General features: G+C 36.5%; 23 protein-coding genes. 6 read left to right on the top strand and 17 right to left on the bottom strand.

Going from position 1 to position 25349, the window contains the following annotated elements; translation table 11 throughout:
- Positions 1–45: 45 nt before the first annotated feature.
- The 5 genes from JHT90_RS04845 to JHT90_RS04825 all read right to left on the bottom strand — a co-directional run bounded on the left by JHT90_RS04845 (position 46) and on the right by JHT90_RS04825 (position 6307).
- The gene (locus tag JHT90_RS04845) at positions 46–999 is read right to left on the bottom strand and encodes a toxin-antitoxin system YwqK family antitoxin (protein ID WP_201094765.1); all 954 of its coding nucleotides are present in this window, start codon (positions 997–999) and stop codon (positions 46–48) included.
- A gap of 158 nt (positions 1000–1157) precedes the next feature.
- Positions 1158–2141 carry an alpha-L-glutamate ligase-like protein gene (locus JHT90_RS04840; RefSeq protein ID WP_201094764.1) on the bottom strand — a complete coding sequence of 328 codons (984 nt, stop codon included), beginning with the start codon at positions 2139–2141 and terminating at the stop codon, positions 1158–1160.
- A gap of 4 nt (positions 2142–2145) precedes the next feature.
- On the bottom strand, positions 2146–3756 hold the full coding sequence (locus tag JHT90_RS04835) for a UUP1 family membrane protein (RefSeq protein ID WP_201094763.1): 1611 nt from the start codon (positions 3754–3756) through the stop codon (positions 2146–2148).
- Between the two features lie 38 nt (positions 3757–3794).
- On the bottom strand, positions 3795–4358 hold the full coding sequence (locus tag JHT90_RS04830; RefSeq protein WP_201095773.1) for an ATP-dependent zinc protease family protein: 564 nt from the start codon (positions 4356–4358) through the stop codon (positions 3795–3797).
- A 125-nt stretch (positions 4359–4483) separates the two neighbouring features.
- Entirely contained in the window at positions 4484–6307 is a 1824-nt protein-coding gene (locus JHT90_RS04825) for an AmpG family muropeptide MFS transporter (RefSeq protein WP_201094762.1), read from the bottom strand.
- Between the two features lie 305 nt (positions 6308–6612).
- On the opposite strand from JHT90_RS04825, the gene JHT90_RS04820 reads away from it, so the two are divergent.
- Entirely contained in the window at positions 6613–7632 is a 1020-nt protein-coding gene (locus JHT90_RS04820; RefSeq protein WP_201094761.1) for a DUF481 domain-containing protein, read from the top strand.
- A gap of 47 nt (positions 7633–7679) precedes the next feature.
- Here JHT90_RS04820 and JHT90_RS04815 read toward each other — a convergent pair whose 3' ends face one another.
- From JHT90_RS04815 to dapA, 6 genes are all read right to left on the bottom strand, one after another.
- Complete coding sequence (locus JHT90_RS04815; protein WP_201094760.1) at positions 7680–8396, bottom strand: 5'-methylthioadenosine/adenosylhomocysteine nucleosidase; 717 nt, start codon at positions 8394–8396, stop codon at positions 7680–7682.
- 19 nt (positions 8397–8415) lie between these two features.
- A complete protein-coding gene (gene rdgC / locus JHT90_RS04810; RefSeq protein WP_201094759.1) occupies positions 8416–9336 on the bottom strand; it encodes a recombination-associated protein RdgC in 921 nt (306 codons plus the stop codon).
- A gap of 80 nt (positions 9337–9416) precedes the next feature.
- Complete coding sequence (gene proC, locus JHT90_RS04805; RefSeq protein ID WP_201094758.1) at positions 9417–10229, bottom strand: pyrroline-5-carboxylate reductase; 813 nt, start codon at positions 10227–10229, stop codon at positions 9417–9419.
- A 195-nt stretch (positions 10230–10424) separates the two neighbouring features.
- Positions 10425–11135: a phosphoribosylaminoimidazolesuccinocarboxamide synthase gene (gene purC / locus JHT90_RS04800; protein WP_201094756.1), complete on the bottom strand. Its 711-nt coding sequence runs from the start codon at positions 11133–11135 to the stop codon at positions 10425–10427.
- Positions 11136–11170: 35 nt separating this feature from the next.
- Positions 11171–12301, bottom strand: a complete 1131-nt coding sequence (bamC, locus tag JHT90_RS04795; protein WP_201094754.1) for an outer membrane protein assembly factor BamC — start codon at positions 12299–12301, stop codon at positions 11171–11173.
- Positions 12302–12390: 89 nt separating this feature from the next.
- Positions 12391–13272, bottom strand: coding sequence for a 4-hydroxy-tetrahydrodipicolinate synthase (gene dapA / locus JHT90_RS04790; RefSeq protein ID WP_201094752.1), 882 nt, complete (start codon positions 13270–13272; stop codon positions 12391–12393).
- Between the two features lie 399 nt (positions 13273–13671).
- On the opposite strand from dapA, the gene cspD reads away from it, so the two are divergent.
- Entirely contained in the window at positions 13672–13911 is a 240-nt protein-coding gene (gene cspD, locus JHT90_RS04785; protein ID WP_201094750.1) for a cold shock domain-containing protein CspD, read from the top strand.
- A gap of 231 nt (positions 13912–14142) precedes the next feature.
- Here cspD and JHT90_RS04780 read toward each other — a convergent pair whose 3' ends face one another.
- The gene (locus tag JHT90_RS04780; protein WP_201094748.1) at positions 14143–14961 is read right to left on the bottom strand and encodes a DUF1266 domain-containing protein; all 819 of its coding nucleotides are present in this window, start codon (positions 14959–14961) and stop codon (positions 14143–14145) included.
- Between the two features lie 372 nt (positions 14962–15333).
- On the opposite strand from JHT90_RS04780, the gene JHT90_RS04775 reads away from it, so the two are divergent.
- A complete protein-coding gene (locus tag JHT90_RS04775; protein ID WP_201094747.1) occupies positions 15334–15504 on the top strand; it encodes a hypothetical protein in 171 nt (56 codons plus the stop codon).
- Between the two features lie 66 nt (positions 15505–15570).
- Here JHT90_RS04775 and gabT read toward each other — a convergent pair whose 3' ends face one another.
- Together gabT and gabD are read right to left on the bottom strand one after the other, a co-directional pair.
- Positions 15571–16950, bottom strand: a complete 1380-nt coding sequence (gene gabT / locus JHT90_RS04770) for a 4-aminobutyrate--2-oxoglutarate transaminase (protein WP_201094745.1) — start codon at positions 16948–16950, stop codon at positions 15571–15573.
- Between the two features lie 110 nt (positions 16951–17060).
- Complete coding sequence (gene gabD, locus JHT90_RS04765; RefSeq protein WP_201094744.1) at positions 17061–18503, bottom strand: NADP-dependent succinate-semialdehyde dehydrogenase; 1443 nt, start codon at positions 18501–18503, stop codon at positions 17061–17063.
- A gap of 329 nt (positions 18504–18832) precedes the next feature.
- Here gabD and hemA point away from each other — a divergent pair, with 329 nt between their 5' ends.
- Positions 18833–20041 carry a 5-aminolevulinate synthase gene (gene hemA / locus JHT90_RS04760; RefSeq protein ID WP_201094743.1) on the top strand — a complete coding sequence of 403 codons (1209 nt, stop codon included), beginning with the start codon at positions 18833–18835 and terminating at the stop codon, positions 20039–20041.
- A 72-nt stretch (positions 20042–20113) separates the two neighbouring features.
- Here the strand turns inward: hemA and JHT90_RS04755 are convergent, their stop codons facing one another.
- On the bottom strand, positions 20114–20599 hold the full coding sequence (locus JHT90_RS04755; protein ID WP_201094742.1) for a DUF3465 domain-containing protein: 486 nt from the start codon (positions 20597–20599) through the stop codon (positions 20114–20116).
- 58 nt (positions 20600–20657) lie between these two features.
- Positions 20658–21881 carry a 2-octaprenyl-3-methyl-6-methoxy-1,4-benzoquinol hydroxylase gene (locus tag JHT90_RS04750; protein ID WP_201094741.1) on the bottom strand — a complete coding sequence of 408 codons (1224 nt, stop codon included), beginning with the start codon at positions 21879–21881 and terminating at the stop codon, positions 20658–20660.
- A gap of 355 nt (positions 21882–22236) precedes the next feature.
- Between JHT90_RS04750 and JHT90_RS04745 the strand changes: the two genes are divergently transcribed.
- A complete protein-coding gene (locus JHT90_RS04745; RefSeq protein ID WP_201094740.1) occupies positions 22237–22560 on the top strand; it encodes a DMT family transporter in 324 nt (107 codons plus the stop codon).
- A gap of 33 nt (positions 22561–22593) precedes the next feature.
- On the opposite strand, the gene JHT90_RS04740 is transcribed toward JHT90_RS04745, so the two are convergent.
- Positions 22594–23370 carry a GntR family transcriptional regulator gene (locus tag JHT90_RS04740; RefSeq protein ID WP_201094738.1) on the bottom strand — a complete coding sequence of 259 codons (777 nt, stop codon included), beginning with the start codon at positions 23368–23370 and terminating at the stop codon, positions 22594–22596.
- A 208-nt stretch (positions 23371–23578) separates the two neighbouring features.
- Here JHT90_RS04740 and JHT90_RS04735 point away from each other — a divergent pair, with 208 nt between their 5' ends.
- On the top strand, positions 23579–25249 hold the full coding sequence (locus JHT90_RS04735) for a lactate permease LctP family transporter (RefSeq protein ID WP_201094736.1): 1671 nt from the start codon (positions 23579–23581) through the stop codon (positions 25247–25249).
- The last annotated feature ends 100 nt before the right edge of the window (positions 25250–25349 follow it).

Below are 25349 nucleotides of genomic sequence, written 5' to 3'. Positions count from 1 at the left end.
TTACTTAGTTAGTGGCTATACAAAGCACCAATCATTTACTATCAGCTAAAGATCAGTAGTTTCTTCAGTTTCAGGCTCAGGCTCAGATTTTTCAAATGTTTTTTCTGAAACTTTTTGACCTTTTCTATAAGTAATTTCTTTGGTTTTGTTATCATTGCCATCGTATTCTGTCCATATACCTTCTTTCAATCCATTTTGATATTCACCTTCAGTTATCTTCCTATCTTCAAAGAACCATTGCCATTTTCCTATTGGCATATCATCCTGATATTCTCCTTGCCAACTGTTTTCGCCTAACTGATCAGAAAAATGCCACATCCCTTGTTTCTTTCCTTGGCGATAATTACCTTCTTCAAGCTTTACTCTCGCTTGGTTATAAACTACTGATGAACCATCTTTTATACCATCTGTATAAAAAACCTCACTGGTTAGTGATCCATCTTCAAACCATATGCGCCAAGGGCCTATTTGTTTATTATCTGCATATAGTCCTTCTGACTTTAATTGACCATTTGCATACCACTCTGACCATAATCCATCAGGCACATTACCCTTGTAATAACGCTGATACATTTGCTGTCCATTAGGATACCATTTGATTGCTGGACCATCGACTTTACCGTCCATAAAGTTCAACTCTTCAATAGGGTCGCCCTCTTTTGTCCATAGGCGGAAAGTCCGATAAATTGATAGAGAAGCATAATAACCACTATCGTTAATGGCAGTAGTAGGTAATCGTGTTAAGTGTTCGGCTCTGGTTAAAGTAAATGGATTAGTAAGTTTAGTATCAAATCCTGAGTAAAAATCCTGTACTACATAGAAGTTATCAGTATTTTTGCCCATAAACTTACGATAATATTCACTGTTTTGAGCAATGATTTCGCCTTCCTTATAATTTACTATTACAGTAGGCGTAGCTGTGTTATCCCCCCCCGTTTGGAACATAACAATGCCACCAATAACTAAAACAGCAACAATAAGATAAATTATTTTATTCATCAACAACAATCCATAATTGTGATTAATGCGTTAGTATAGTCGACTCTTCGCCATAATATACAGCATTATATCAAAAATACCCAAGCTATCTTATCTATTATTGATATTGTTAATAATAGATAAGATAGCTTGGGTACAACTAATCATACTTTAACAAACTATTTATTAAAATTTACTGCAAAATGCTCCTGAGAAAAACGCATTCTTTCCTCAGGAGTTTCTACACGTTGTTTTTTCTTTAAGGCTGCTATATGCGCTTCAACAATCTTATTACGCATTGCCAAACCTGTGTCATTAGCAATTTGTATATTTAAACCAGGACGGGCATTAAGCTCTAAAATTAGTGGGCCTTGATCTTTATCTAATACCATATCAACGCCAATATAGCCTAGCCCAGAAAGTTCATAACAGCGAGTAGCCAGACGCATAAAATTATCCCAATCTGGCAACTGTACGCCACTAACAAAGTTGTTGGTATCAGGGTGTTTATCTATTTTCTCATTTAACCATGTACCTTTTAAGGTGACACCACTGGCTAAATCTACACCGACCCCGATTGCCCCCTGATGAAGATTAGCTTTACCACTTGATTGCCGAGTGGGCAAGCGTAACATAGCCATCACAGGATAACCCATTAATACAATAATACGGATATCAGGTACACCTTCATAACTGATACTATTAAAAATAGAGTCTGGTGTTACACGGTATTCAATAAGCGCACGATCTCTCATGCCTCCTAGTGAATACAATCCAGTCAAGATACTGGAAATTTGATATTCAATTTCTGAATGAGAAATCATACGTCCAGAAACTGTTTTATATCTTTTTTCGTCAAATTTATCAGCAATAACGATAATACCATCACCCCCAGCACCCTGCGCTGGTTTGATAACAAAATCAGTACGTCCTGCTAAAATGGTGTTGAGTTTACTAATATCGTGCTCTGTTTCAATAATGCCATAAAGCTCTGGCACATGTATACCTTCTTCTATAGCACGCATTTTAGTAATAATCTTATCATCCACTACTGGATAATATTCGCGCTTATTGTACTTGAGAATATAATCGCCATTACGCTGATTAATTCCCATAATACCTCGGGCTTTTAATTGCTTCCACGTTCTCCACAATGACAACATGCAATTAATCCTCTTTTAACAGAGCTTTAAAACGACGTAGTTCTGTTAAGCGATAACCACGATAACGACCCATTGCAAGCATAAACCCTACCAATATTAATAAAATTCCAGGGAAGGTAAATATAAAATAAACTAAAGCAGGAATCTTCATAACTAAATAAGCTAAAGAAGCCGCAAATAGTGTACCTACACCCACTTTAAAGGCATTGGTACCGCCACGCTCTTCCCACGTAATTGAAAGTCGTTCAATCGTCATTGTTAAAATAACCATAGGGAATAGAGTAACGGATAACCCTTGCTCTAAGCCTAACTTATGGCTAAATAAACTAATTGCAGCAATCAATACCACGACAAAGGTTAATACGACTGAAAGCCTTGGTAACATTTGCAGTTTCAAATGCTCTAAATAAGAACGAACAGATAAACCAAGGGCAACAATAACTGTAAATAGACAAATACCAAAACCTAAGCCTGTTTCTCTAAAGGCTAGCGCTATCAGTACAGGGGTAAAAGTACCTAATGTTTGTAAGCCTACAATATTGCGTAATATCAAAATAACTAAAACCCCTATAGGAATCATAATCATGACACTATAGGTATCTTGTACTTGGATAGGTAAGCTATATAAAGAGTAAGTAATAAAACTACTTGCATCTTTCTGATTAGCCATTTGTGAGATAATACCTTTAGCAGCTAACTCTGAGTTATCAATACTAAAGGTTACTTTTGCTTGGCTACCATTATCAACACTTAATAATTCATCATCACCTACCCACCAAATTATACGGTCATCAGGTAAACCCGTTTTACCCGTTTCGGGGTTAAAATAAACCCATGAACCTGTATTATTAGCAGTAGTTGTTTTGTTAGTATTTTTATCTGCATTCGATTTAACAACAGTTGGTGCAATATAACTTCTAATCCAAAGCTCTGGCTTTTGATTTGTTCCTCTTATCAAACGAACCGTATGAACGCGTTGAATAGGTATATGTGCTTGTGATAACAATAACTCTAATACATTTACCTTATTATCAATTGTATTATTATTATCCAATAACAGGCTAACATTATCATTCTTTACATCACCTACTGCTTTAATAGCTGCTGTAATAAATGTTGCAGTATCTAGAGATTTCTGACGAATATTATCAATTAATGTTTTAGTAGCAACTTGTTGTTGTTCTGTTAAGGGAATACTTTCGCGCCAAGTTTTACCTTTAATTGGTTTGGGTGTGGTTAAACTATCGCGTTCAGTTAACGCCAAACGATAATAAAGGGTTTGTAAGCCTGATTCACGACGTGATGATAAAGTTAATAATTGATTACCATAGGTATCTTCTTCAATGCTACTACCATAGTCTTTCGCTAATAAACTATCCGTTGACTTAATATACCTAAGATAACCATTTTGTTCAGAAGGTACAAAAAATTGTACGCGTACAGGTTTAGAACCACGTACGTAAAAATCTATTTTAGCATCAATGGTCCAATAATTACCCCGCTCATTCTCTTGTACAGGGATTTTCAATACAAAAACTTGATAAGCTATGGAAAATAGTCCAATACCTACCAATATAGCAATAAGAATTTTTAAATGTAATGTCAGTGCACGCATATTATTTCCATTAACAGAACTTTTCTTTTCTAATTTTTCTATTTAACTGCACAAGTAGCTTTTAATTGATATTTTAAACTTGGATCAACTACTGCTTTGAACTGTCTCAGAGCCTTTGCACCAATTAATAAAGGATAACTAAAAGAACTACGATCAGTTAAATTAACATTAATGGTTTTTAGTTGGTCACCAATACATACTTTCATTTCGACTTCTGGGCGATAAGTATAGTTTGGATCTTCCTCATCTGAATCATCCTCAGAATCTATAGTAACATCACTTATATCTGCTGCACGGCGCTTAATTTTACCAACACGTACTAATGGAAGTTCTACAGCACTGAGCTTTTGTCCTTTTACCTGTGGAGTAAAACGTACCCAATCCTCTCCGTCTTTTTTGAACATTTTAATATCAGTAGCACTCAAGGAAGCTGTCATAGCACCTGTATCAATCTTAGCAGGAATTAAAGCACCATTAAGATCCATCATTTTAATCTTTTCATAACGACCATAAACTGGCTTATTTATGGTTTTTTCAGCAGCAAAGCCAGTTACTGAAAAAAAGGTTAAACAACACAATAAAACGGCTTTTCTGAATTGCATAGGCATAAATATCCACACTTTAATTGAGTAGTTCAAAATAAAAAAGAGGTTATTAACCTCTAACAAAAACTAATTCCCATTATTTTAGCATGTTTATTTAGGAATTTAACTTAGCAATTATGCTACTAATTATTAACATTATGATGCTCTTGTCTCAACCATGCCCAACCAATAAACAATAAAGTGGGTAGACCTAATAGTACACAAATCCAAAAAAACTTTTGATAATCATAATCATAATAGGTCAGAATTCTTCCTGAATAACCACCCATAAATTTAGGAAGAAGCAACATCACAGAACTCAGCATCGCATATTGTGTAGCCGAGAACTTTATATTAGTTAACCCTGAGAGATACGCTAATAAGGCAGATACTGCAATACCAGAACTTAAACTATCAAATACAACAATGGTTATTAAAGTCCATATAGATGGATCAAAGTTTAATACCTGCTCCCAAATGCTAGCAACCGGTTGTATCGCACCATAAAAGGCGACACTGTCATGAACTAAGAAATAACCATACTCACCAGCAGTTAATACAGCAATACTTCCCTGATCATTTATTAATAAAATATATAACAGATTAGTAAAAGCACAGGCCATACCACCAAAAAACAATACTGGCATAATTCTAAATTTATTAATTAAAAAGACACTAAACGCTGCACCAATAATGGTTAATACAATGCCGAACCCTTTTACTACAATCGCAATGATATTTTGACTAAAACCATGCTTTAATAAAAAAACATCGATCATATTGAGTGGCATGGTATCAGCTAATTTATAGGTAGAAACAATGGCTAGGATTAATAATGCCTGCCAACGATAACGCTGAATAAATTCAACCATTGGTGTCAAAATAGGCGCCATTAAGAATCGGCCTGGTGCAGTAATACAGCCAAAGAAAATTAATAGATATAATGTTCCTCTTGGCCAAGCACCTTGTATAAATGCTTTACTTGACGCATAAATTGTGACTAACACTATAAGCATCACAATAATAGAAACACTCTGATGAACAAAATCAAAATTAGGGATTTCTTTAGCCCGTGCCGTTAATTTTAAATGATGGCGCATTCTTCTTAATAAAATACGCACAGGCAAAATTTGTGATTTTCCCCAAGGTGATAAACCTGTTATCAAAATTAATGCATACAGCAATGCCCTTGGCCAAGCTTGATCCATAATAGCAGTAATCATCACAGGTAGGGATACCACTAAGAACAATACCAAAATAACTGCAAATAATTGCCGTCCAAAGCTAAATTCAGCTTCGGCAATTTCCTCTTGTTTTAGATGAATATCAGGTTCTGCACTGAATAACGTCACCATCATAGCTGGAATCATTAATAGCGCAAAAACCATATAGGTTATTTGCCAAGCATTGTAATAATAATACTGTTGAGAAGTGCCTAAATAAGTAGCCAATAATAAAGAACCAGCTCCAGCGGTTAATAATGCTGTTCTAAAACCTATAATATAAAGCGCTGCCAATTTTGCCTGCTGGCTTTGATCAGCAATTTCTAAACGGTATGCATCCAATGCAATATCTTGGGTAGCAGAGAAAAAAGCCACTAAACAGGCAAAAATTATAAACAGTCTTAAATGGCTTTGCGGATCTGTTAAAGCGACACAAACCAACCCGATAAAAATACAAATTTGTGCAAACAATAACCACGAGCGACGACGCCCAAGTCTTCCTAACCAAGGTAAACGCCATTGGTCTAACATAGGCGCCCAAACCCATTTTAGTGCATAAATAAGACCTATCCAGCCTAAGTAACCAATTGTTTCGAAAGATGCACCTGCCCCTAGCAACCAAATACCCAAGGTAGAAGATATTAATAAACTAGGAATACCTGCTGAAAAGCCCAACACCAAAATAACTAAATGATGAGGCAGTTTCAAAGCATTTTTAGAATGCTTTACTGTATTAGTTCTCATTAAAACTCACGAATGGCTATTCCTTATCATAGCAAACTATTCATCTTCCCTAGAATTAATTTATCTATTTTCACAAATTGCTTAACCTTATCATATTCAGTAGAAATTTCTATAGTGTATATTATACGTTAATTTCTGATTTTTATATTATGTAGTGTAATATACCATTTATATGTTGACAAACTACGCTATAGCCTCTACTTTCCTGAGCTATTGGTAAATTACTAAAAGATTTATTGAACTCAAATCTTTAAATTTTCATCACCTTTCTATTAATTATTCTCTATTAAAAACGCCATATTATTATGTTAGTACGCTTTCTTGCTTTTTTATTACTTGCTTCTTTACCTCTCTCCTCCTTAGCAGACATTGTCTGGATGAAAAATGGTGATCGTTTAACAGGTACGATTTCTCTCTTGAATAATAATAAACTAGTGTTAGATACAGACTATGCTGGCTCAGTTACTATCTCTTGGAGCAAAGTATCCACCATTGAAACCACAAGTCCACTGCTAGTTAAAATTAAAAAAGATAAGCAAGAAAAGGCCAAAATAATCAAGCCTTCCCAAGAAGGTAAATTGCAATTAGTCAATGGTGCAGAACCAGAGGAAGTTGCATTAAAAGATATTAACCAAATAATTAAACCAAAAAAACTTGGCGTTGAAATTGATGACCTTATTTGGTCGGGTAAAGTTAATATAGCGCTTGATAGCAAAAAAGCTGAGAAAGATACCACCACCTTTGATATTGACTTCCAAACAAAGCTTGAACATAGTGATTGGCGTCATATTTTGAATGGTGAATATAACCGTAAAAGCAGTGATGGCAATGTATCCACCAATAATTATGCAATAGACTACACACTTGACCACTTTATTACTAAACAATGGTTCTGGCAAACTAACACTGCTTTTAAACTTGATCATGTGGAAGATCTACGTAAACAATACACAATAGGTACTGGTCCTGGTTACCAATTCTGGGATGATAGCCAAGGTGCTTTCTCGATGTCATCACTGATTAATATGTCACGCTATGAATATCAAGACACCACTAGCAAAAACTTTGCTTCTTATGGTATTCGCTGGGATTATAACCGTTATTTATTAGGTAAAAATTTCGAATTATTTACTACAGGTAATGCCACTCGTCCCTTTAATAGTAACGTTGCAAAATATACCTTAGATACAGATGTAGGGATACGTTATAAACTTACTGACTGGGCATCCTTAAACTTTAAAGTAAATCGCAATATTGTTAATGGTGCTAGTGATGCAAGCATTAATGAAACTCGCTATATTTTTGGTTTTGGCGTTAACTGGTAATGCTTACTTGGGTTGGGGAATCTCCCCAACCTCGCTTAACAGGTATACTAGTTAAGTTGCTTTACCATATTTGCCACTATATCTGCCGAGTTTCTAGCAGCTATCTGTAAAAAACTAAAGAAATCAATCTTATTATCGGGTTGATCAACCACATCAGAAATAGCTCTAATTACTACAAAAGGGCAGTCATATAAGTAACAGGTATGGCCTACTGCAGCTGCTTCCATATCTGCTGCTATCATTTCTGGAAAACGATTACGCACTAATTTAACAACCGCTTTATCTGACATAAAACAATCACCTGTACAGATTAAGCCTGTCATTGCTTTATGATTAGAATGTTGTTGAACAACATTTTGAGCTACTTCTACAAGTTGCTTATTAGCCTCAAACGCAGCTGGCATATTAGGGATTTGTCCATATTCACAGCCTACAAGGGTAACATCTACATCGTGATAACGAACTTCTGAAGAAATAACCACATCACCTACTGATAATTTAGGATCAAAACCACCCGCTGAACCAATATTAATCACAAATTTTGGCGAAAAATGTTCCAACACATAGGCTGTTGATAAAGCTGCACCTACCTTCCCAACACCTGACTGGAATACCACTACCTCTTTATCTACTAGCTTACCTAAATAATAAACACTGCTTAATTTTTCATATAAAGCTGCCTCTGTCAAATAACTAACTAAAGCTTCTACCTCTTCTGCCATAGCCCCAATAATGGCAATATCCACTACTTTTTTATCAGACATTTCTCTACCCATTTAATGATTAAATACTCTGTGGTAACTCTTCACCACCTAAAGCTTGTAAAAGCGCTGGCAAAAATTCAGCAAAGGTTAACATCATTAAAGTAAACGTTGCATCAAACTGACTGACAGCATCATCACCACCTACTTTATCTGCTTCCTCTAATAATAAATCTTCAAATTTGATTCGCTTAATCGCAAACTTATCATCTAATATAAAAGATAGTTTATCTTGCCATGCTAATGCTAGCTGAGTCACCACCTTACCAGATTTTAAATGAATTTGAATCTCTTCACTGGTTAAATCTTGGCGCTTACAACGGACAACCCCACCGTCTTCATGGGTATCTCGTAATTCACAATCTTCTAAAACTTGGAAACCTTGAGCTGACTTTTGCGTCTTTATCCAATCTGTTAAGGTAGCGCTTGGTGCAACCTTAACCGTAACAGGTCTAATAGGTAAAGAACCCAACGCTTCACGTAAAGTAGACAGCAACTCTTCTGCTTTACTGGTACTAGTACTATCCACTAAGATAAGCCCTAATTTAGGCGCAATAGCCGCATAAATTACTTTTTTACGGCTAAACGCGCGAGGTAATAAGTCCTGTACTATTTCATCTTTTAATTGATCTTTTTCTTTCTTATAAACCTTACGTGCGTCTCTAGCCTCGATTTCATCAACTTTTTCTTGCAATGCTTCTTTAATTACACTAGCAGGTAAAATACGTTCTTCTTTACGTGCGGCTATTAAATAAAAATCTTGGCTGATGTGGGTTAAGGGTGCATCCTCACCTTTACCAAAAGGCGCAATAAAACCAAAGGTTGATAACTCTTGAAAAGTACAAGGCTTGGCTAACTTAGTTTGTAACGCTTTAATTAACTCTTCTTCAGTGAACGAAATCTGTTGTGTTAAACGATAGACTAATAAATTACGAAACCACATAAATAACAACTCTTTTTCTAATGTATTAAAACAAACAGGCTAGTCAACCAACTAGCCTGTCTAACCCTCATCGACAATAATTACTGTTTCTCACTCATTGCAGCAGACTTAGCCATAGCCGCTTGAACGCCATCAATTACTGCTGATCTAAAGCCTTTTCGCTCTAACTCACAGACTGCTTCAATAGTCGTGCCTCCTGGTGAACAAATCATATCTTTTAAAGCACCAGGATTGATACCTGTTTCCAATACCATTTTAGCAGAACCTAACACCGATTGAGCAGCAAAAGTACAAGCTTGCTCACGTGACATTCCTCCCTGCACGGCTGCATCGGCTAAAGCTTCAATAAACATAAAGACATAAGCAGGAGAAGAACCACTTACTCCTACTACTGCATGTATTAAATCTTCTGACACAACCTCAGCTTTACCAAAACTATTAAAAATTTCTTTAACTATCGCCAGATCTTCTTCTGAAACCAATTCATTAGGCGTTATAGAACTTGCACCCTCACCCACTAATGATGGTAAATTAGGCATTATTCTCACTAGTTTCTGTTTAGAGCCCACAGCCTTTTCTAGACTTGCTAAGGTAACCCCTGCCGCAACAGAAATAATTATTACATCTTTCTTTAAAAAAGGGGCGGCTTCAGCTAATACTTCAGCAACAGTTTTAGGTTTTACTGCAATCAATACAATATCACTCGCTTTGACAAGCTCCTCGATACTGCTAGCTGCCTTAATGGCGAACTGATCAACCAACTCTTGTGTTCTTTTAGGATGATGATTAATAGCATAAATATGATCAGCTGGGAGTACTTCACTTTCTACTAACCCACCTATAATGGCACCACCCATATTGCCAGCGCCAATAAAACCAATCTTTTTATTCATGCTTTATCTCCAATGCCCTATATTTGACACAACATTTTAAACCAACTATACCACAAACAATAGCTATCCTTTGTCTTGTAATAATGAGATTATTTCGTAGGATATGTATTTAAATCTAACCATAATAGGTTTAGCTTTAATTTATTGAAAAAGAAAAGGGCTATTTAAATAGCCCTTTTACTTTATAAATAATAACTAGAGCGGTACACCCAGTCTATTAGCTACTTCAATATATCCCTCTACTACACCACCTAAACCTTGGCGAAAACGATCTTTATCTAATTTTTTAAGTGTCTCTTTATCCCATAATCTAGCACCATCTGGGCTAAACTCATCACCTAAAACAATTTCACCATGGAATAAACCAAACTCTAATTTAAAATCAACCAATAATAGACCAGCCTTATCAAATAATTTAGTTAATACTTCATTTACTTGATAAGTTAACTCACGCATACGGGCTAGCTGTTCAGCTTTTGCCCAACCAAAAGTAATGGCTACACTTTCATTAATAATAGGATCATGCAGTTTGTCATTCTTTAAAAATAATTCAAACACAGGTGGTTTAAGAGCAATTCCTTCCTCCACGCCTAAACGTCGTACTAGGCTACCTGCTGCATAATTACGAATTACACACTCAACAGGAATCATCTTTAATTTTTTAACAACAGACTCATTGGTTGATAATAATGTATCAAACTGGGTAGGAATACCTGCTTCCTCTAACTTCTGCATAATAAAAGCATTAAAACGGTTATTAATTTCCCCTTTACGTTCTAACTGCTCAATCTTTTCCCCATCCATCATTGAAGTATCATTACGAAAATAAAGAATCAAACGATCTTCATCACTTGTTGCAAATACTGATTTTGCTTTACCTCGGTAAAGTTCTTCACGCTTTTCCATCTACTTTCACTCTTTATTAAGGCTAATTTGTATGCTTAATTCATATTATCGTTAAGTTGCTTAAGTATTGCTTCAGCTTTATCAGCTGCTGTTGGACTACTGTTCTTAGCATTCTGAACGCTGACATTAATGGCATTATCTACCTTATCTAATTTAATAATATAACGCTCAGCCCTTGCATCTCGCTTAGCCTGCGAATCACCACCAAGTACACGACCAAAGAAGCCTACATCAGAGCTGCCATCGGCTTTTTCTGCCAAATTAACATAATAAGCCCCCATACTGCGATCCATATCATCAATTTTAATATTAGCCGTGGTAATAGCACGCTCAACCCGTGACCATACTAAATCAAAATCACCATTCATTACTAACACTGGCATATTTTGCGCATCTCTTGATAATACAGCCGTTGTAGACGCTACAGGTGAAGCCTGCTGTTGGTTATCTGTAAGGAGGGACACCGTACTATCCATAGCTTGAGTATTTGACATATTAGCCATTAATTCATCTAGTAATACTGATTCCACTGAAGCATTTTGCGATTTTGCAGGCCAAGCCGCATCAGCTGTGCTATCTTCAGCGCGTACCATAACCAAGGTGTAAACCTCACTGGTATTAGTAGTTACTCCTGGCTCAATTCTTACTCTTACCTTTAATTCTTCTTTAGCCAATGATGAATCTACGGCCAATAGGCGATTAGATAACATATTTGTCAATGCACTTGGCTTCACCCAATTGGTTGTAAACTCGCCTGTTGCTGGACGAGTAACATCAATATGAAAGCCTGCTTGTTGGAAATATTGGAAAGCTTGCCCATACACTTGCATGGTTGGCTGTTGTGCAATAAACCATTGCATACCTTGACTGCTTTGCAAGCTAAATGCCCTACTTTCATTAACAACCTGTAAAGGCACAGGACGAGGCACCTCAAAATCCTTACCTGCGGTTGAATTAGGAATATTAGCAGGAATAGGATAAAGAGGGTCTAATGGTTTAGTATTTTGCTGTAAATTAGCAGGAACGGTTATTAAAGGTGCCTGTTTAGCATCTAAATAATCATTAGAACGGTCTTTAAAATAACCTTTATCACCCCATAACCAACCACAACCACTGGTTGTTGATATAACTACTGCGATTACTGATAATTTAGCCAATTGTCTCATGGCTTTAAACTCCTTAAACATTTCCTCGGCGTTATAGCTGAGACGCTGACGCTAATTGCGCTATTCATCATAACAATGGCTAAATAAGATTACTCAAGAATACCTGCTTGGCGCATCGCGTGACGTACTTGTTCATGGTAACGCTCACTAAGTACAGTCAATGGCAAACGAATTCCCTCAGGAATTAAGCCCATTTCATGCAATGCCCATTTTACAGGAATTGGATTTGCTTCCACAAAAAGTGCTTTGTTCAGCTCAGCCAATGATGCATCAATTTCTTGTGCTTTTACAATATCACCTGCTAAGGCTGCAATACAAAGTTCACTCATGGCACGTGGCGCCACATTGGCAGTAACAGAAATGTTACCTTTACCACCAGCAACAATTAAATCAAGTGCAATGGCATCATCACCAGAATAAACAGCAAAATCCTTACTTACTTGCTTTAAAAGAGCACGACCACGTTCAATATCGCCAGTGGCATCTTTAATACCTACAATGTTAGGTATTTGCGAAAGACGTACTACTGTTTCTGCTTGCATATCACATACAGTACGACCAGGTACGTTATAAAGGATTTGAGGAATATCTACTGCTTCTGCAATAGCTTTAAAATGCTGATAGAGCCCTTCTTGGGTAGGCTTATTATAATAAGGAACCACTAATAAACAAGCATCAGCACCAACCTCTTTAGCCGCTTTAGTCCAAGCTATAGCTTCACGTGTAGAATTAGCTCCTGTTCCTGCAATCACTGGAATACGACCATTTACCCGCTTTATAACACGACGAATAACCTCTAAATGCTCAGAGTCAAATTCTAGCGTAGGCGATTCACCTGAAGTTCCGACTGCAACAATCGCGTGAGTACCTTCTTCTAAATGGAAATCAACTAAACGATTGAGACAATCCCAATCAATATTGCCTGCACGATCCATAGGGGTAACAAGCGCAACAATACTACCTGTGATCATTTGACGGTTCCTAAAAACTTATATAAAAAGAATTATACTACTGTCTATCCAGTATTTTGTATACAACTAATAATTGCTATTTTACGATATAACACGTTAATTGACTATGCTCACTACTGTATTACGGTTTCTTGAATGTTAGTCTTACGTCTAATGAAATAATTCGATTATAAACTTTAGTATTATTTTCTAGTTTTTGAAAAACAATTATTATTCCCGTGATTATGTAAATTTCTGTAATGAAATTTTGCACAAATCGGTTAAACAAACAAACTAAATTTAACTATTTCATTATATAATAATAGGCTGGCCAATCATAAAGCAAAGCCAGTAAATTGGGAGCTGTACTTTGTACAGTCTATTTATTATAAGGGTTCTCAAATCATAAGGAAGATGTATATGCTACGTGGCAAAGTTAAATGGTTCAATAACACCAAAGGTTATGGTTTCATTTCATCAGAGACACACAGCGAGGATTTATTTGTACACTATTCATCCATACAGATAGATGGGTATAAAACGCTTAAAGCAGGTCAACACGTTCTGTTCGAAATAGAGCAAGGGAATAAAGGATTACATGCTAAAAATATAGTTCTTGAACAAGCCCAATTAACACCTGACTCCTTTAATAATCAATAAACCTCAGGGTATGGACTAACCATGTCCATACCTAAAAAAGAATTTTTATCGTCATAGTATTACTACTCAGCAGTATAACTAAAAGTGCTAGCTGTAGACGATAAGTAGTTCCTGTTAGCGAATAGTTAACGAATACTTGTGGATAATTAACTACAGATATAGCTATTGTAGTGGCTTACTCAACCAAGTCATAGAATACCTTGGCTAACTGTTGTGCTAATTAACATACTATTATTTAAATTTAACCGTATGAACCAAAGTTCTAGGATCTTCTAAATATTGGCAAGTTGTTCTAATAACTGTTTTTGCTTTATTTTCTGAATATTGCCATAAGAACGTGCCCATTAAATAACCAAGAGCAGCTTCATTCCAACTATTATAAGCAGCTTGTACTTGCTTTTTGATAGTGCCAGCATATTTAACAAATTCCGTACGATCAATAAAATGAATCTGTGTTGCACAACGCGCCAAATTAACTAAGCATACTGCATCCCATGCCACTAAATCATTTATCTGATGATAGTCACCCACTTTGTCTAATTTCTTCCGCCATTCATTGGTATTTTTTAACAAAGCAAATAGCTCTTCGCTTTTTTTACTACCTGATTTAGCAAAACGATCTAACTCTAACTCTTCTCTAGCTATTTTACGTAAGTCTTCTTTTGTTCTAGTTTGATACCAATCCATAGCCAATAAAGGTGAAAAATTTGCAACAAACTTAACCGCAACATTAGAATTATCAAAAAAGTCAAAAAAGCGGCGTAACATTGTTAGACGAGATAGATAGAGGTCTCTTTTCTCACCAATAGCCAATCGTAAAGCTGCCTGCTCAAAAGTCGCTCGGTCATTAATTAACCAATTTTTACGTAATGATTCTCTAATTTCTTGGTTACTACGCCCAGTTTCAATACTATTTACATTGTCTCCTGCTAGGCTAGAAAAAATCCCACCTAAAGCAACTAACCATTTTTCGTCCTCTGTTAAATCTGTGTGTTCTGCAAACTTCAATACATTGTTATCTGCTATTGTATAAAAATCTTTAGCATCCATTAAGCTATCCCCAATTTCACAAGGAAAGGATTAATTAAAAAAATAATTTTAATCATGTTAAATAACTCGATCAAAGTAGTTTTACTAAATTACTGTTTCAAGAAATAACAAGAGTTGTCTTTAAAAACAACCACTTTAGAACAAAGTAAGTAATAAAGCCAGTATCTATTCTATTTTTCTAATAAAACTTATTTCTTAATAATATTGGATTCATAAAACTAACTACTTTCATCAATAGTTCAATAAAGACAATCTCTTATGGATAATCAACAAACACATTTTGATAATTTATTGAATAAGGGTAAACTAAGCTTGACTATCACTATTTTCCAGACTATTTTTATCTTGTTAAGTTTACGCAATGCGCTTTTTATGAAAAAAACAACTGACAATAATCTAGTTAATTTTAATCAACAACGTAGCAAACGTATCCATGATATTCATGAGAAAAATCTACAAGAGCTTCATAATGCTTTTGAGAAAGCATTTCCATTAGCTAGTAGTAAAAAAACCAATAAGAAGAAAAAAACTAAGAAAAAATAATTTTATTTTATATATAAAAAAACCCATCATAATGATGGGTTTTTTATTACTAAAAGATCAGATAAATTACTTTTTACCTTTATCTAACTCAGCAAAACACTCAGCGATAATATTTAAACCTTTATCTAAATCCGCATCCGAAATAGTTAAAGGTACTAGGATACGCATAATATTGTAGTAAGAACCACATGAAAGTAATAATAAACCTTTCTCACGGGCACGTTCTACAATCTTAGCGACTAATTCAGCATTTGGTTTATGGGTTTTCTTATCCATTAATTCAAACGCAATCATTGCACCTGTAATACGAATCTCAGCAATAGTAGGATGTTTCTTCTGAATGGCCGTTAATGCTTTATTAACTTTTGCGCCTAGCTTATTAGCACGATCCAGTAATTTCTCTTCTTTAAATACATCAATTACAGCCAATGCTGCCGCACAAGAAAGAGGGTTACCTGCATAAGTACCACCTAAACCTCCAGGAGGAATAGAATCTACTAATTCGGCACGACCACATACACCCGCTAATGGGAAGCCACCTGCAATCGATTTAGCAAATGTCGTTAAATCAGCAGCAACACCCATTTGTTCCATCGCAAAGAAAGTACCAGTACGGCCTGCACCTGTTTGTACTTCATCAGCGATTAATACAATACCATGTTTATCACAGATTTCACGCAAACCTTTAAAGAACTCTTTTGGTGCCGCATAGAAACCACCCTCACCTTGCACAGGTTCGAGTACAATCGCTGCAATATCGCGTGGTTCAGCATCATTTTTAAAGATACGCTCAACACTGGCTAATGCTTCTGCAACACTAACACCATGTAACTTACGTGGAAATAATGCGCGATACACGCCACCAGGCATTAAACCCATACCAGCAGCATAAGGCACTTTCTTGCCAGTCATAGCAAGCGTGTACATAGTACGGCCATGATAAGCCGCATCAAATACGATTACACCTTGACGACCTGTCGCTGCACGGGCAATCTTCACCGCATTTTCAACAGCTTCTGAACCAGTAGTCACTAGCAATGTTTTCTTAGGGAATTTACCAGGAACTAATTCATTAATTTTTTCACAAAGCTCAATATAAGGCTCATAAGCCACTACTTGGAAACAAGTATGAGTTACTTTAGTTAATTGTTGTTGAACAGCGCTTACTACTTTTGGGTGTAAGTGACCACTATTTAATACCGCAATACCACCCGCAAAATCTAAATATTCTTTACCTTCAACGTCCCAAATTTTAGCATTCTCTGCGCGCTCTACAGCTACTGGGTGAATCATACTCACACCATTAGCTACCGCTGCAGCACGACGCTTAAATAATTTAGCATTGGTTTGTTTAGCTTGCTTCACTGCTTTAGCAGCTGGTTTTGCTACTTTAGCTGGTGCTTTTGTTGGTTTTACTGATTTAGTTGCTTTTACTTGTTTAGCCATAATGTCCTCTTGACTGTTCATCGATCCAGTCGGGGTTAGGATACGACTTCAGAAGATTACATTGGCAGCATACGATGATCGACTGCCAATGTTTCTGAAATCACCAATAATTAAATACTAATACATAAATATTTAATTTCTAAATAATCTTCTATTCCGTATTTAGAACCTTCACGGCCTAAACCAGAAGCTTTAACACCACCAAAAGGTGCCATTTCATTAGATAATAAGCCAGTATTGATAGCTACCATACCATATTCTAACGCTTCAGAAACACGAATTACACGCGACATATCTTTGGCATAGAAGTAAGAGGCTAAACCAAATTCAGTATCATTGGCGTATTCAATCACTTCTTGTTCTGTTTTAAAGCGGAATACAGGAGCTAAGGGTCCAAAGGTTTCTTCTTTAGATACTTTAGCATCTTTAGGTACATTGGCTAAAATGGTAGGCTCAAAGAAATTACCACCTAATGCTTTACCACCTGCAACTACTTTAGCACCTTTACTTACCGCATCTTCAATATGCTCTTGTACTTTTTCTACCGCTTTACCATCAATCATAGGACCTGTAGTAATTCCTGTTTCAGCCCCATTACCTATCTTCAATTTGGCAACAGCTGCTTTAAATTTCTCAATAAAGGCATCATAAATACTATCTTGCACATATAAGCGATTGGCACAAACACAAGTTTGCCCTGAATTACGGTATTTAGAAATCATTGCCCCTTCAACAGCGGCATCTAAATCCGCATCATCGAATACGATAAAGGGTGCATTTCCACCTAATTCTAAAGATACTTTCTTAATATCTTTTGCACACTGTGCCATTAAATCACGGCCAATTTCAGTAGAACCTGTGAAAGAGAGTTTACGAATAATTGGATTACTGGTTAATTCATTACCAATTTCACCTGCTGAACCTGTTACCACACTTAATACGCCAGCAGGAACACCTGCACGCTCAGCAAGCTCAACTAAAGCCAAGGCTGAAAAAGGCGTAGCACTTGCTGGTTTGATAATCATTGTACAACCAGCAGCCAATGCAGGACCAGCTTTACGGGTAATCATTGCATTAGGGAAATTCCAAGGCGTAATAGCAGCAGTCACACCAATAGGTTGTTTAATAACCACCACGCGCTTATCTGTCATATGACCTGGAATCACATCACCATACACACGTTTAGCTTCTTCTGAGAACCAATCTAAATAAGAAGCACCATACACAATTTCACCTTTAGCTTCTGCTAAGGGTTTACCTTGTTCAGTGGTTAAGATTAAAGCTAAATCTTCTTGATGTTGAATTAATAAATCGTACCAACGGCGAATAATAACTGAACGCTCTTTTGCTGTTTTAGCTCGCCATGCTGGCAGGGCTTTATTAGCAGCCTCAATAGCACGTTTAGTTTCAGCAGCACCCATTTTAGGCACCGTACCAATTACTTCACCTGTTGCTGGATTAGTTACTTCAATAGTTTTACCGCCGTCAGCATCTAACCATTTACCATCCACATAAGCTTGTTGGCGAAATAGACTGGTGTCTTTCAATTGCATATTATTCTCCATTATTGTTGTGTGTTAGTGATTATTGACACTAAGCGACTATGAGAGTTTACAAATAGATGTTAAAAATTATGACCACTATGCTAGAACTTATAGCGCAAAAGAACAATAGTTATCAATAATATTTTCTCTATTTTTTAACGATATGAAGGATTTTTTCTTAAAAAAAAATTAGATTGGAGTATAATTAGCCAACTAAAAAGAACCGTAGTAAACAAATAACTATCGATTTGCATTAACTATGTTTCTCAAAACTATAAACTTACTAAACGCATTTTTTACTTTATTTATTTTAACAGCCAGTGATTAGCTACTCAGTAATGAACTACCAAGATTTCTTTAATACAGCATTAGATAAACTACACACAGAACGTCGCTATCGTATTTTTACAGATATTGAACGCATTGTGGGTCAATTCCCTTTAGCCTTTTGGCACTCACCTGAAGGAACCCAACAAATTGTGGTTTGGTGTTCTAATGATTATTTAGGTATGGGGCATCATCCTGCTGTTATTGAGGCTATGTGTACTACAGCGCAGCGTTATGGCACAGGTGCAGGTGGCACACGTAATATCTCTGGCAATAGTCATGCTATTGTTGAGCTTGAACAAGAACTAGCCGACCTACACCATAAACAAGCCGCCTTAGTTTTTACCTCTGGTTACGTGTCTAATCAAACGGGGATTTCTACCCTTGCTAAATTAATTCCTAACTGTTTAATTCTTTCAGATGCTTATAACCATAATTCAATGATTGAAGGTGTTAAGCAATCTTATTGTGATAAAGTTATTTTTAGACATAATGATCTTAACCATTTAGAACAATTATTAAAAGAAGCAGATGATCGTCCAAAACTTATTGTATTTGAAAGTATTTACTCAATGGATGGTGATATAGCCCCTATCCATGCTATTTGTGATCTTGCTGAAAAATACCAAGCCATGACCTATATTGATGAGGTACACGCTATTGGTATGTATGGTAAACGTGGTGGTGGCTATGCTGAGCAAGTAGAAGCAATGCAACGTATTGATGTTATTGAGGCGACTTTAGGCAAAGCTTTTGGGGTAATGGGTGGTTACCTTGCAGCGAATGCTAATATTATTGATGCTATTCGCAGTTATGCACCTGGTTTTATTTTCTCTACTGCTCTACCCCCATCAGTGGCTTCTGCTGCAACAGCTTCTGTACAACACTTGAAACAATCCAACATTGAACGTCAATTACAACAACAGCAAGTTAGAAAGGCCAAACAAGCATTAGCTGAAGCTAAACTGCCACAACTAATTACAGAAACGCATATTATCCCTGTGATGGTCGGTGATGCCGAAAAATGTAAAGCGGCTAGTCAACTTTTATTAGAAAACCATAATATCTATATTCAACCTATTAACTACCCCACAGTACCAAGGGGTACTGAGCGGTTAAGAATAACTCCTACGCCATTGCACACAGACCATCATATCCATCATTTGGTGCAAGCACTTACTGAAGTATGGAAAACCTTAAACCTAAAGTTTGTAGATTAACTGACTAACTTGATTAACTTTTTACTACCAAAATCTCCACTAATTAATAGTGGAGAACTTAGTTATTAAATACTACTGATAAACTTTTCCATGATAACGTAACCAACCATCTGTATGATTGCCACGTGGGTCTTTATGCGTCCAATGAATAACGCCCCCTTTATTATTCCACACATACTCACCATAAAACTCTACTATATCTCCTAGCTCTGGATTAGCAATGCGTGGCGCTAAATCAATATTATGTGCAATCAAAACTGTCTGGTTATCGTTTACCCTTAGTAATAAACGTTGGTGGCGACTACCCTCTAAATCATCCTTTAATATTTTAACAATAATTCCTTGCCCCTTAACTTGTAGCTTAGCTACCTGATTATTATAAGCTGCTAACAACTGAGGATTATTAGTCGCTGGATTATGATCGACTTGTTGCTGACTAGTCGTTTGGTTAGTTGTTGGATCTACAGTTGGGGTTGGTTGTTCTACATACAATTGCCATGCAAAAATAACGGCAAAAGTAATAACTAATGGTAAAACCGTGAAGAAATTTTTTTTCATTAATTAGATTACTCTTATATTTTTCAAGAAAAAGCCCCTAGTAGAGGGGCTTATACATTTAAGCCATTGCCATCTTAGGTAAAGAGCCTTCAATACCTAATGCTCTGCGAATAAATAAGGCTTTAGCTTCTGGTAACTGATTAACTACTTTTAACCCTGTATTACGAAGCCAACGTAAAGGCAATGGATCGGCTTGGAATAAACGTTCAAAGGTTTCCATCGCTGCCATCATACCTAAATTATGGGGCATTCTATTACGCTCAAAACGACCCAATACTTTTACACTACTAATATCTTCAGTTTGAGCCACTGCTTCAAGTAAGGTTTCAGCTAAAGCAGCTGCGTCCATAAAGCCTAAATTAACGCCTTGTCCTGCTAATGGGTGTATAACATGTGCAGCATCACCAATGACTGCTAAACCCTGTTGAATATAACGCTTAGCATGACGTTGACGGAGTGGTATACACATCCTAGGATCAGCATGCTCTACTTTTCCTAATTTATACTCAAAGGTTTCAGATAATTTTTTACAGAACGCCTCATCATCCAAAGCCATCACCTGTTCAGCATTGGTAGGAGGTAACGACCATACAATTGAACACCAATGCTCATCACCTGCTAGCGATAAAGGCAAGAAAGCTAACGGCCCTTCATCTGTAAAACGTTGCCATGCAGTTTGTTGATGAGGCTTCTCACAACGCACACTGGTAACAACTGCTTGATGAAAATAATCCCATTCACGGGTTTTAACATCTGCCAATTGACGAACTTTAGAGCGTGCACCATCTGCTCCTACAACTAACTTAGCCTTAATCTGTAAACAATCTTTTAGAACAATATTCCAACCTTCTGCGGTACGCTCTAAAGACTCTAACTCGACTTCAGGAAGTAAGGTAATAGTTTCATTCGCTTCTTCTAACTGTTCTAATAAAGCGTCTTGAATAACTCTATTTTCAATAATATGACCTAATATTGGCTGATGTACTGAAGCGGCATCAAAATCAATATGGCCAGTACCTGAACCATCCCAAACATACATTTGGCTATAAGGGGATAAACGTCTTGCAAGTACACCATTCCAAGCATTCACATGTTGCAATACACGTTGACTAGCAATAGAAATTGCACTTACCCTAGGCTCAAAAGGTGTGTCAGGAGTAAATTCTTTATAGCTTGCTGCATTGCTTTCCAATACCACAATGCTTAAACCAGAATCTTTTAATGCTAAAGCCAGTGTACTGCCAACCATGCCTGCACCGACAATGACGATATCTGCTTGCATTATCATTCCTCTAACCTAAAAAATAATGTTTATCATACTATAATTTCAAATAGTGATGATCAGAAAAATACAATAAGCTGTTTACAATCAAAAAATACTTGCCAATTTTTTTATAATAACAAACTATCCTCTGCATCTTCATTAAGCGCCCTAACGCCTAATATACTATATCCCTTGGACTTTCCCTTTTTCAAACTTAACTAACAATTTAATGTACTCGTTTGTGCGAGTAGCATAATGGCTTATCCCTCTGTTATTTAATTTTTATGTTATAATAACCAATAGAAAGGACGACCTTTCTCATTTCGCAATAACTTCAGGACGACCTGACCCTATCTAATAGAGAGTATTATATATGGCATGGTTTGCTTTATTAGCCGCTGGCCTACTTGAAGTTGTTTGGTCTTATTTCATGAAAGTCTCTGATGGCTTTAGAAACCTTACCCCTTCCATTATTACGATTGTTGCCATGATTGCCAGCTTTGCCTTATTAGCTTATGCAATGCGTAGCTTACCACTTGGTACATCTTATGTAATATGGACAGGTATTGGTGCTGTAGGTGCATTTATAGTAGGTATTGTGTTCTTAAATGAACAAATAAGTGCTTTGCGTATCTTAGCAGCAATCCTTATTATCTCAGGTATGGTTTTAATGAAAATAACTGCCCATACTTCTTAAAGTACAAGTGATAGAGGGCTATTAAGCTCTCTATTACTCCTTCTCGCCAAGCCGCTCCCGTCGTGCTGACTGAGCCATACGCTTTTGCTCTTGAGCCATTTTATCCCAGATCGTACGAACATAATCAATATGCATACTAGCGGCTAATTTGGCCTGCTCAGGTTCACCATTTTTTATTGCTTCATACAATGCTCGATGTTGTTGCATCAAATTATCACGTGCCTCTTTGCTATAAGCATGTAAACCAAAAATACTGGTGATAATATTTTGCTTTACTAGTTCACAAAGCATTCTCATAATTTGCAGCAGCACCATATTATGACTGGTTTCAGCGATTACTAAATGAAAATTAGCATCGGCCTCTGCTTCCTGTTGTTGCGTACTATTTTTATCTAAATAACGTTTTTCAATCGCTTCAAATGCCTTTTTTAAGCGCTGTAAATCTAAGGCCGTTGCACGTTGCGCCGCATAATACGCGCTAGACGCTTCCAAAGTATGACGAAATTCCAATAAATCCCGTTGTGCATCTGGATATTCTTCATATAAATTTAAAATAGGATCTTTAAATAACTGGCCTACACTCTCTGCCACGTAATTACCGCCACCTTGTTTGCTAGTAATAAGTCCTTTTGCAGCTAATTTTTTTAAAGCTTCCCTTAAAGAAGGCCTAGAAACACCAAATTGCTCAGCCAACTTACGTTCAGCAGGTAAACGTGTACCTGTAGCAAATATACCCTCTAAAATCATTTGCTCTAAACGTTCAACAATATCATCAGATATTTTTCTATTTTTTACCAATTGTTGGGCCATTAATGTCTCTTTCTTGTCTATCAGCCTGCTTATCCGAATAATTCTAACTTATTACTTCAAACTCTACAAAAGTCTTACAAAGAATAGTTGACTATTTAGTCAATAAACCTTTAATCTAATATAGTCAAACTAAAATTGGTCTTACCAATTGACCAAAATAACAATAGAACTAACTTTATAATAAACACTATAAAGAGGCAAGCCGCTCATGCAAATATGGGAACACATATATAATCCTCTCGGAAATATTTACTTATCAGCCTTTGTAGCCACCATCCCTGTAATATTCTTCTTTTTAGCCTTAACTGTTTTAAGATTAAAAGGCCATATAGCAGGTGCGATAACACTGATCCTATCGATTATTGTTGCCATAGTAGCTTTTGGTATGCCAGCCAAAATGGCTTTACTTTCAGCAGCTCACGGATTTCTTTATGGGTTATGGCCAATCGCTTGGATCATTATTGGAGCGGTATTTTTATACAAACTTACCGTAAAGAGTGGTCAATTTGATATTATCCGTGACTCCATTGTGTATATTACTGATGATAAACGCCTACAAGTGTTATTAATCGGTTTCTGTTTTGGTGGCTTCTTAGAAGGTGCTGCTGGTTTTGGTGCGCCTGTTGCAATTACAGCAGCACTGCTAGTTGGTCTGGGGTTTAATCCTATCTATGCTGCTGGCTTATGTTTAATCGCAAATACTGCTCCTGTTGCTTTTGGTGCCCTTGGTATTCCAATTACTGTTGCTGGCTCTGTAAGTGGTATTGATGCCCACGATATAGGTGCAATGACAAGTCGTCAACTCTGTTTCTTGGCTGCCTTTGTGCCAATGTGGATTGTGTTTATTATGGATGGTGTCAAAGGTGTTAAACAAACCCTGCCAGCCACGCTAGTTACAGGCTTTAGCTTCTCTATTGTGCAATATATTACTGCTCACTATATTAGTTATGAGTTAGCAGGTATTACCTCAGCACTAGTAAGTATGCTTTGCTTAACCGCTTTATTACAAGTTTGGCAACCAAAAGGAAGTACTGAACTCGCCATTAATGGCGATGGAACAGCAAGCATTGCCACTGGCACTAAAGAGAAACAACCTCTACCCTATAATTTTAAACAAATTCTTTTAGCATGGTCGCCTTTTATTGTACTAACTATCATGGTGAGTGTATGGACTTTAAAAACGATCAAAGATGCTTTAAGCGTATTTAGTACTCAATTTGTATTTGATGGTATCCAAATCACCAAATCAGCACCTATTGCTGTAGCTGATCCTACTGGTTCAGGAATTAACCATATCAAAAACTTATTTGTATTTGATGTAGTAGCCGCTACTGGTACAGCTATCTTAATTGCCGCTATTATTTCTATCATCATTTTAAAAATTAAACCTAAATCTGCACTCTGTACATTTTGGGAAACTATTAAAGAATTAAAATGGTCTATATTTTCAATTGGTATGGTATTAGGTTTTGCCTATGTGACTAATAACTCTGGTATGTCTGTGACAATGGCTCTTGTACTGGCTAGCACTGGTATTGCCTTTCCCTTCTTTTCACCCTTCTTAGGTTGGCTAGGGGTATTTCTAACAGGTTCTGATACCTCTGCAAATGCTTTATTTGGTTCTTTGCAAGCTAATACTGCTCACCAATTAGGCTTATCAGATACCTTAATGGTAGCCGCAAATAGTAGTGGTGGTGTAACTGGTAAAATGATTTCCCCACAATCTATTGCTGTTGCGTGTGCTGCTACTAACCAAGTAGGTAAAGAATCTGATTTATTCCGCTTTACTGTGAAGCACAGTATCTTCTTTGCAGTAATTGTAGGGCTTATAAACTTATTACAATCGTATGTATTTCCTTGGATGATTTATACCCATTAATAATACAAAAAGGGCAACCGTGATTGCCCTATTAGATTTTATATATTTTAAGATAGCTGTTTCCATAGCTTTTTAGACGAGGCGAATGGCTGAAGACAGT

The organism is Entomomonas asaccharolytica (genome assembly GCF_016653615.1).
GTDB lineage: Bacteria > Pseudomonadota > Gammaproteobacteria > Pseudomonadales > Pseudomonadaceae > Entomomonas > Entomomonas asaccharolytica.
The sequence above is the reverse complement of the archived record's forward strand: the minus strand, read 5'-3'. Positions and strand labels throughout refer to the sequence as shown.

Bases quoted from the DNA above. Each gene is read 5' to 3' on its own strand.
- JHT90_RS04845 (WP_201094765.1), bottom strand. From the start codon at position 999: ATGAATAAAATAATTTATCTTATTGTTGCTGTTTTAGTTATTGGTGGC.
- JHT90_RS04840 (WP_201094764.1), bottom strand. From the start codon at position 2,141: ATGTTGTCATTGTGGAGAACGTGGAAGCAATTAAAAGCCCGAGGTATT.
- JHT90_RS04835 (WP_201094763.1), bottom strand. From the start codon at position 3,756: ATGCGTGCACTGACATTACATTTAAAAATTCTTATTGCTATATTGGTA.
- JHT90_RS04830 (WP_201095773.1), bottom strand. From the start codon at position 4,358: ATGCAATTCAGAAAAGCCGTTTTATTGTGTTGTTTAACCTTTTTTTCA.
- JHT90_RS04825 (WP_201094762.1), bottom strand. From the start codon at position 6,307: ATGAGAACTAATACAGTAAAGCATTCTAAAAATGCTTTGAAACTGCCT.
- JHT90_RS04820 (WP_201094761.1), top strand. From the start codon at position 6,613: ATGTTAGTACGCTTTCTTGCTTTTTTATTACTTGCTTCTTTACCTCTC.
- JHT90_RS04815 (WP_201094760.1), bottom strand. From the start codon at position 8,396: ATGTCTGATAAAAAAGTAGTGGATATTGCCATTATTGGGGCTATGGCA.
- rdgC (WP_201094759.1), bottom strand. From the start codon at position 9,336: ATGTGGTTTCGTAATTTATTAGTCTATCGTTTAACACAACAGATTTCG.
- proC (WP_201094758.1), bottom strand. From the start codon at position 10,229: ATGAATAAAAAGATTGGTTTTATTGGCGCTGGCAATATGGGTGGTGCC.
- purC (WP_201094756.1), bottom strand. From the start codon at position 11,135: ATGGAAAAGCGTGAAGAACTTTACCGAGGTAAAGCAAAATCAGTATTT.
- bamC (WP_201094754.1), bottom strand. From the start codon at position 12,301: ATGAGACAATTGGCTAAATTATCAGTAATCGCAGTAGTTATATCAACA.
- dapA (WP_201094752.1), bottom strand. From the start codon at position 13,272: ATGATCACAGGTAGTATTGTTGCGCTTGTTACCCCTATGGATCGTGCA.
- cspD (WP_201094750.1), top strand. From the start codon at position 13,672: ATGCTACGTGGCAAAGTTAAATGGTTCAATAACACCAAAGGTTATGGT.
- JHT90_RS04780 (WP_201094748.1), bottom strand. From the start codon at position 14,961: ATGGATGCTAAAGATTTTTATACAATAGCAGATAACAATGTATTGAAG.
- JHT90_RS04775 (WP_201094747.1), top strand. From the start codon at position 15,334: ATGAAAAAAACAACTGACAATAATCTAGTTAATTTTAATCAACAACGT.
- gabT (WP_201094745.1), bottom strand. From the start codon at position 16,950: ATGGCTAAACAAGTAAAAGCAACTAAATCAGTAAAACCAACAAAAGCA.
- gabD (WP_201094744.1), bottom strand. From the start codon at position 18,503: ATGCAATTGAAAGACACCAGTCTATTTCGCCAACAAGCTTATGTGGAT.
- hemA (WP_201094743.1), top strand. From the start codon at position 18,833: ATGAACTACCAAGATTTCTTTAATACAGCATTAGATAAACTACACACA.
- JHT90_RS04755 (WP_201094742.1), bottom strand. From the start codon at position 20,599: ATGAAAAAAAATTTCTTCACGGTTTTACCATTAGTTATTACTTTTGCC.
- JHT90_RS04750 (WP_201094741.1), bottom strand. From the start codon at position 21,881: ATGCAAGCAGATATCGTCATTGTCGGTGCAGGCATGGTTGGCAGTACA.
- JHT90_RS04745 (WP_201094740.1), top strand. From the start codon at position 22,237: ATGGCATGGTTTGCTTTATTAGCCGCTGGCCTACTTGAAGTTGTTTGG.
- JHT90_RS04740 (WP_201094738.1), bottom strand. From the start codon at position 23,370: ATGGCCCAACAATTGGTAAAAAATAGAAAAATATCTGATGATATTGTT.
- JHT90_RS04735 (WP_201094736.1), top strand. From the start codon at position 23,579: ATGCAAATATGGGAACACATATATAATCCTCTCGGAAATATTTACTTA.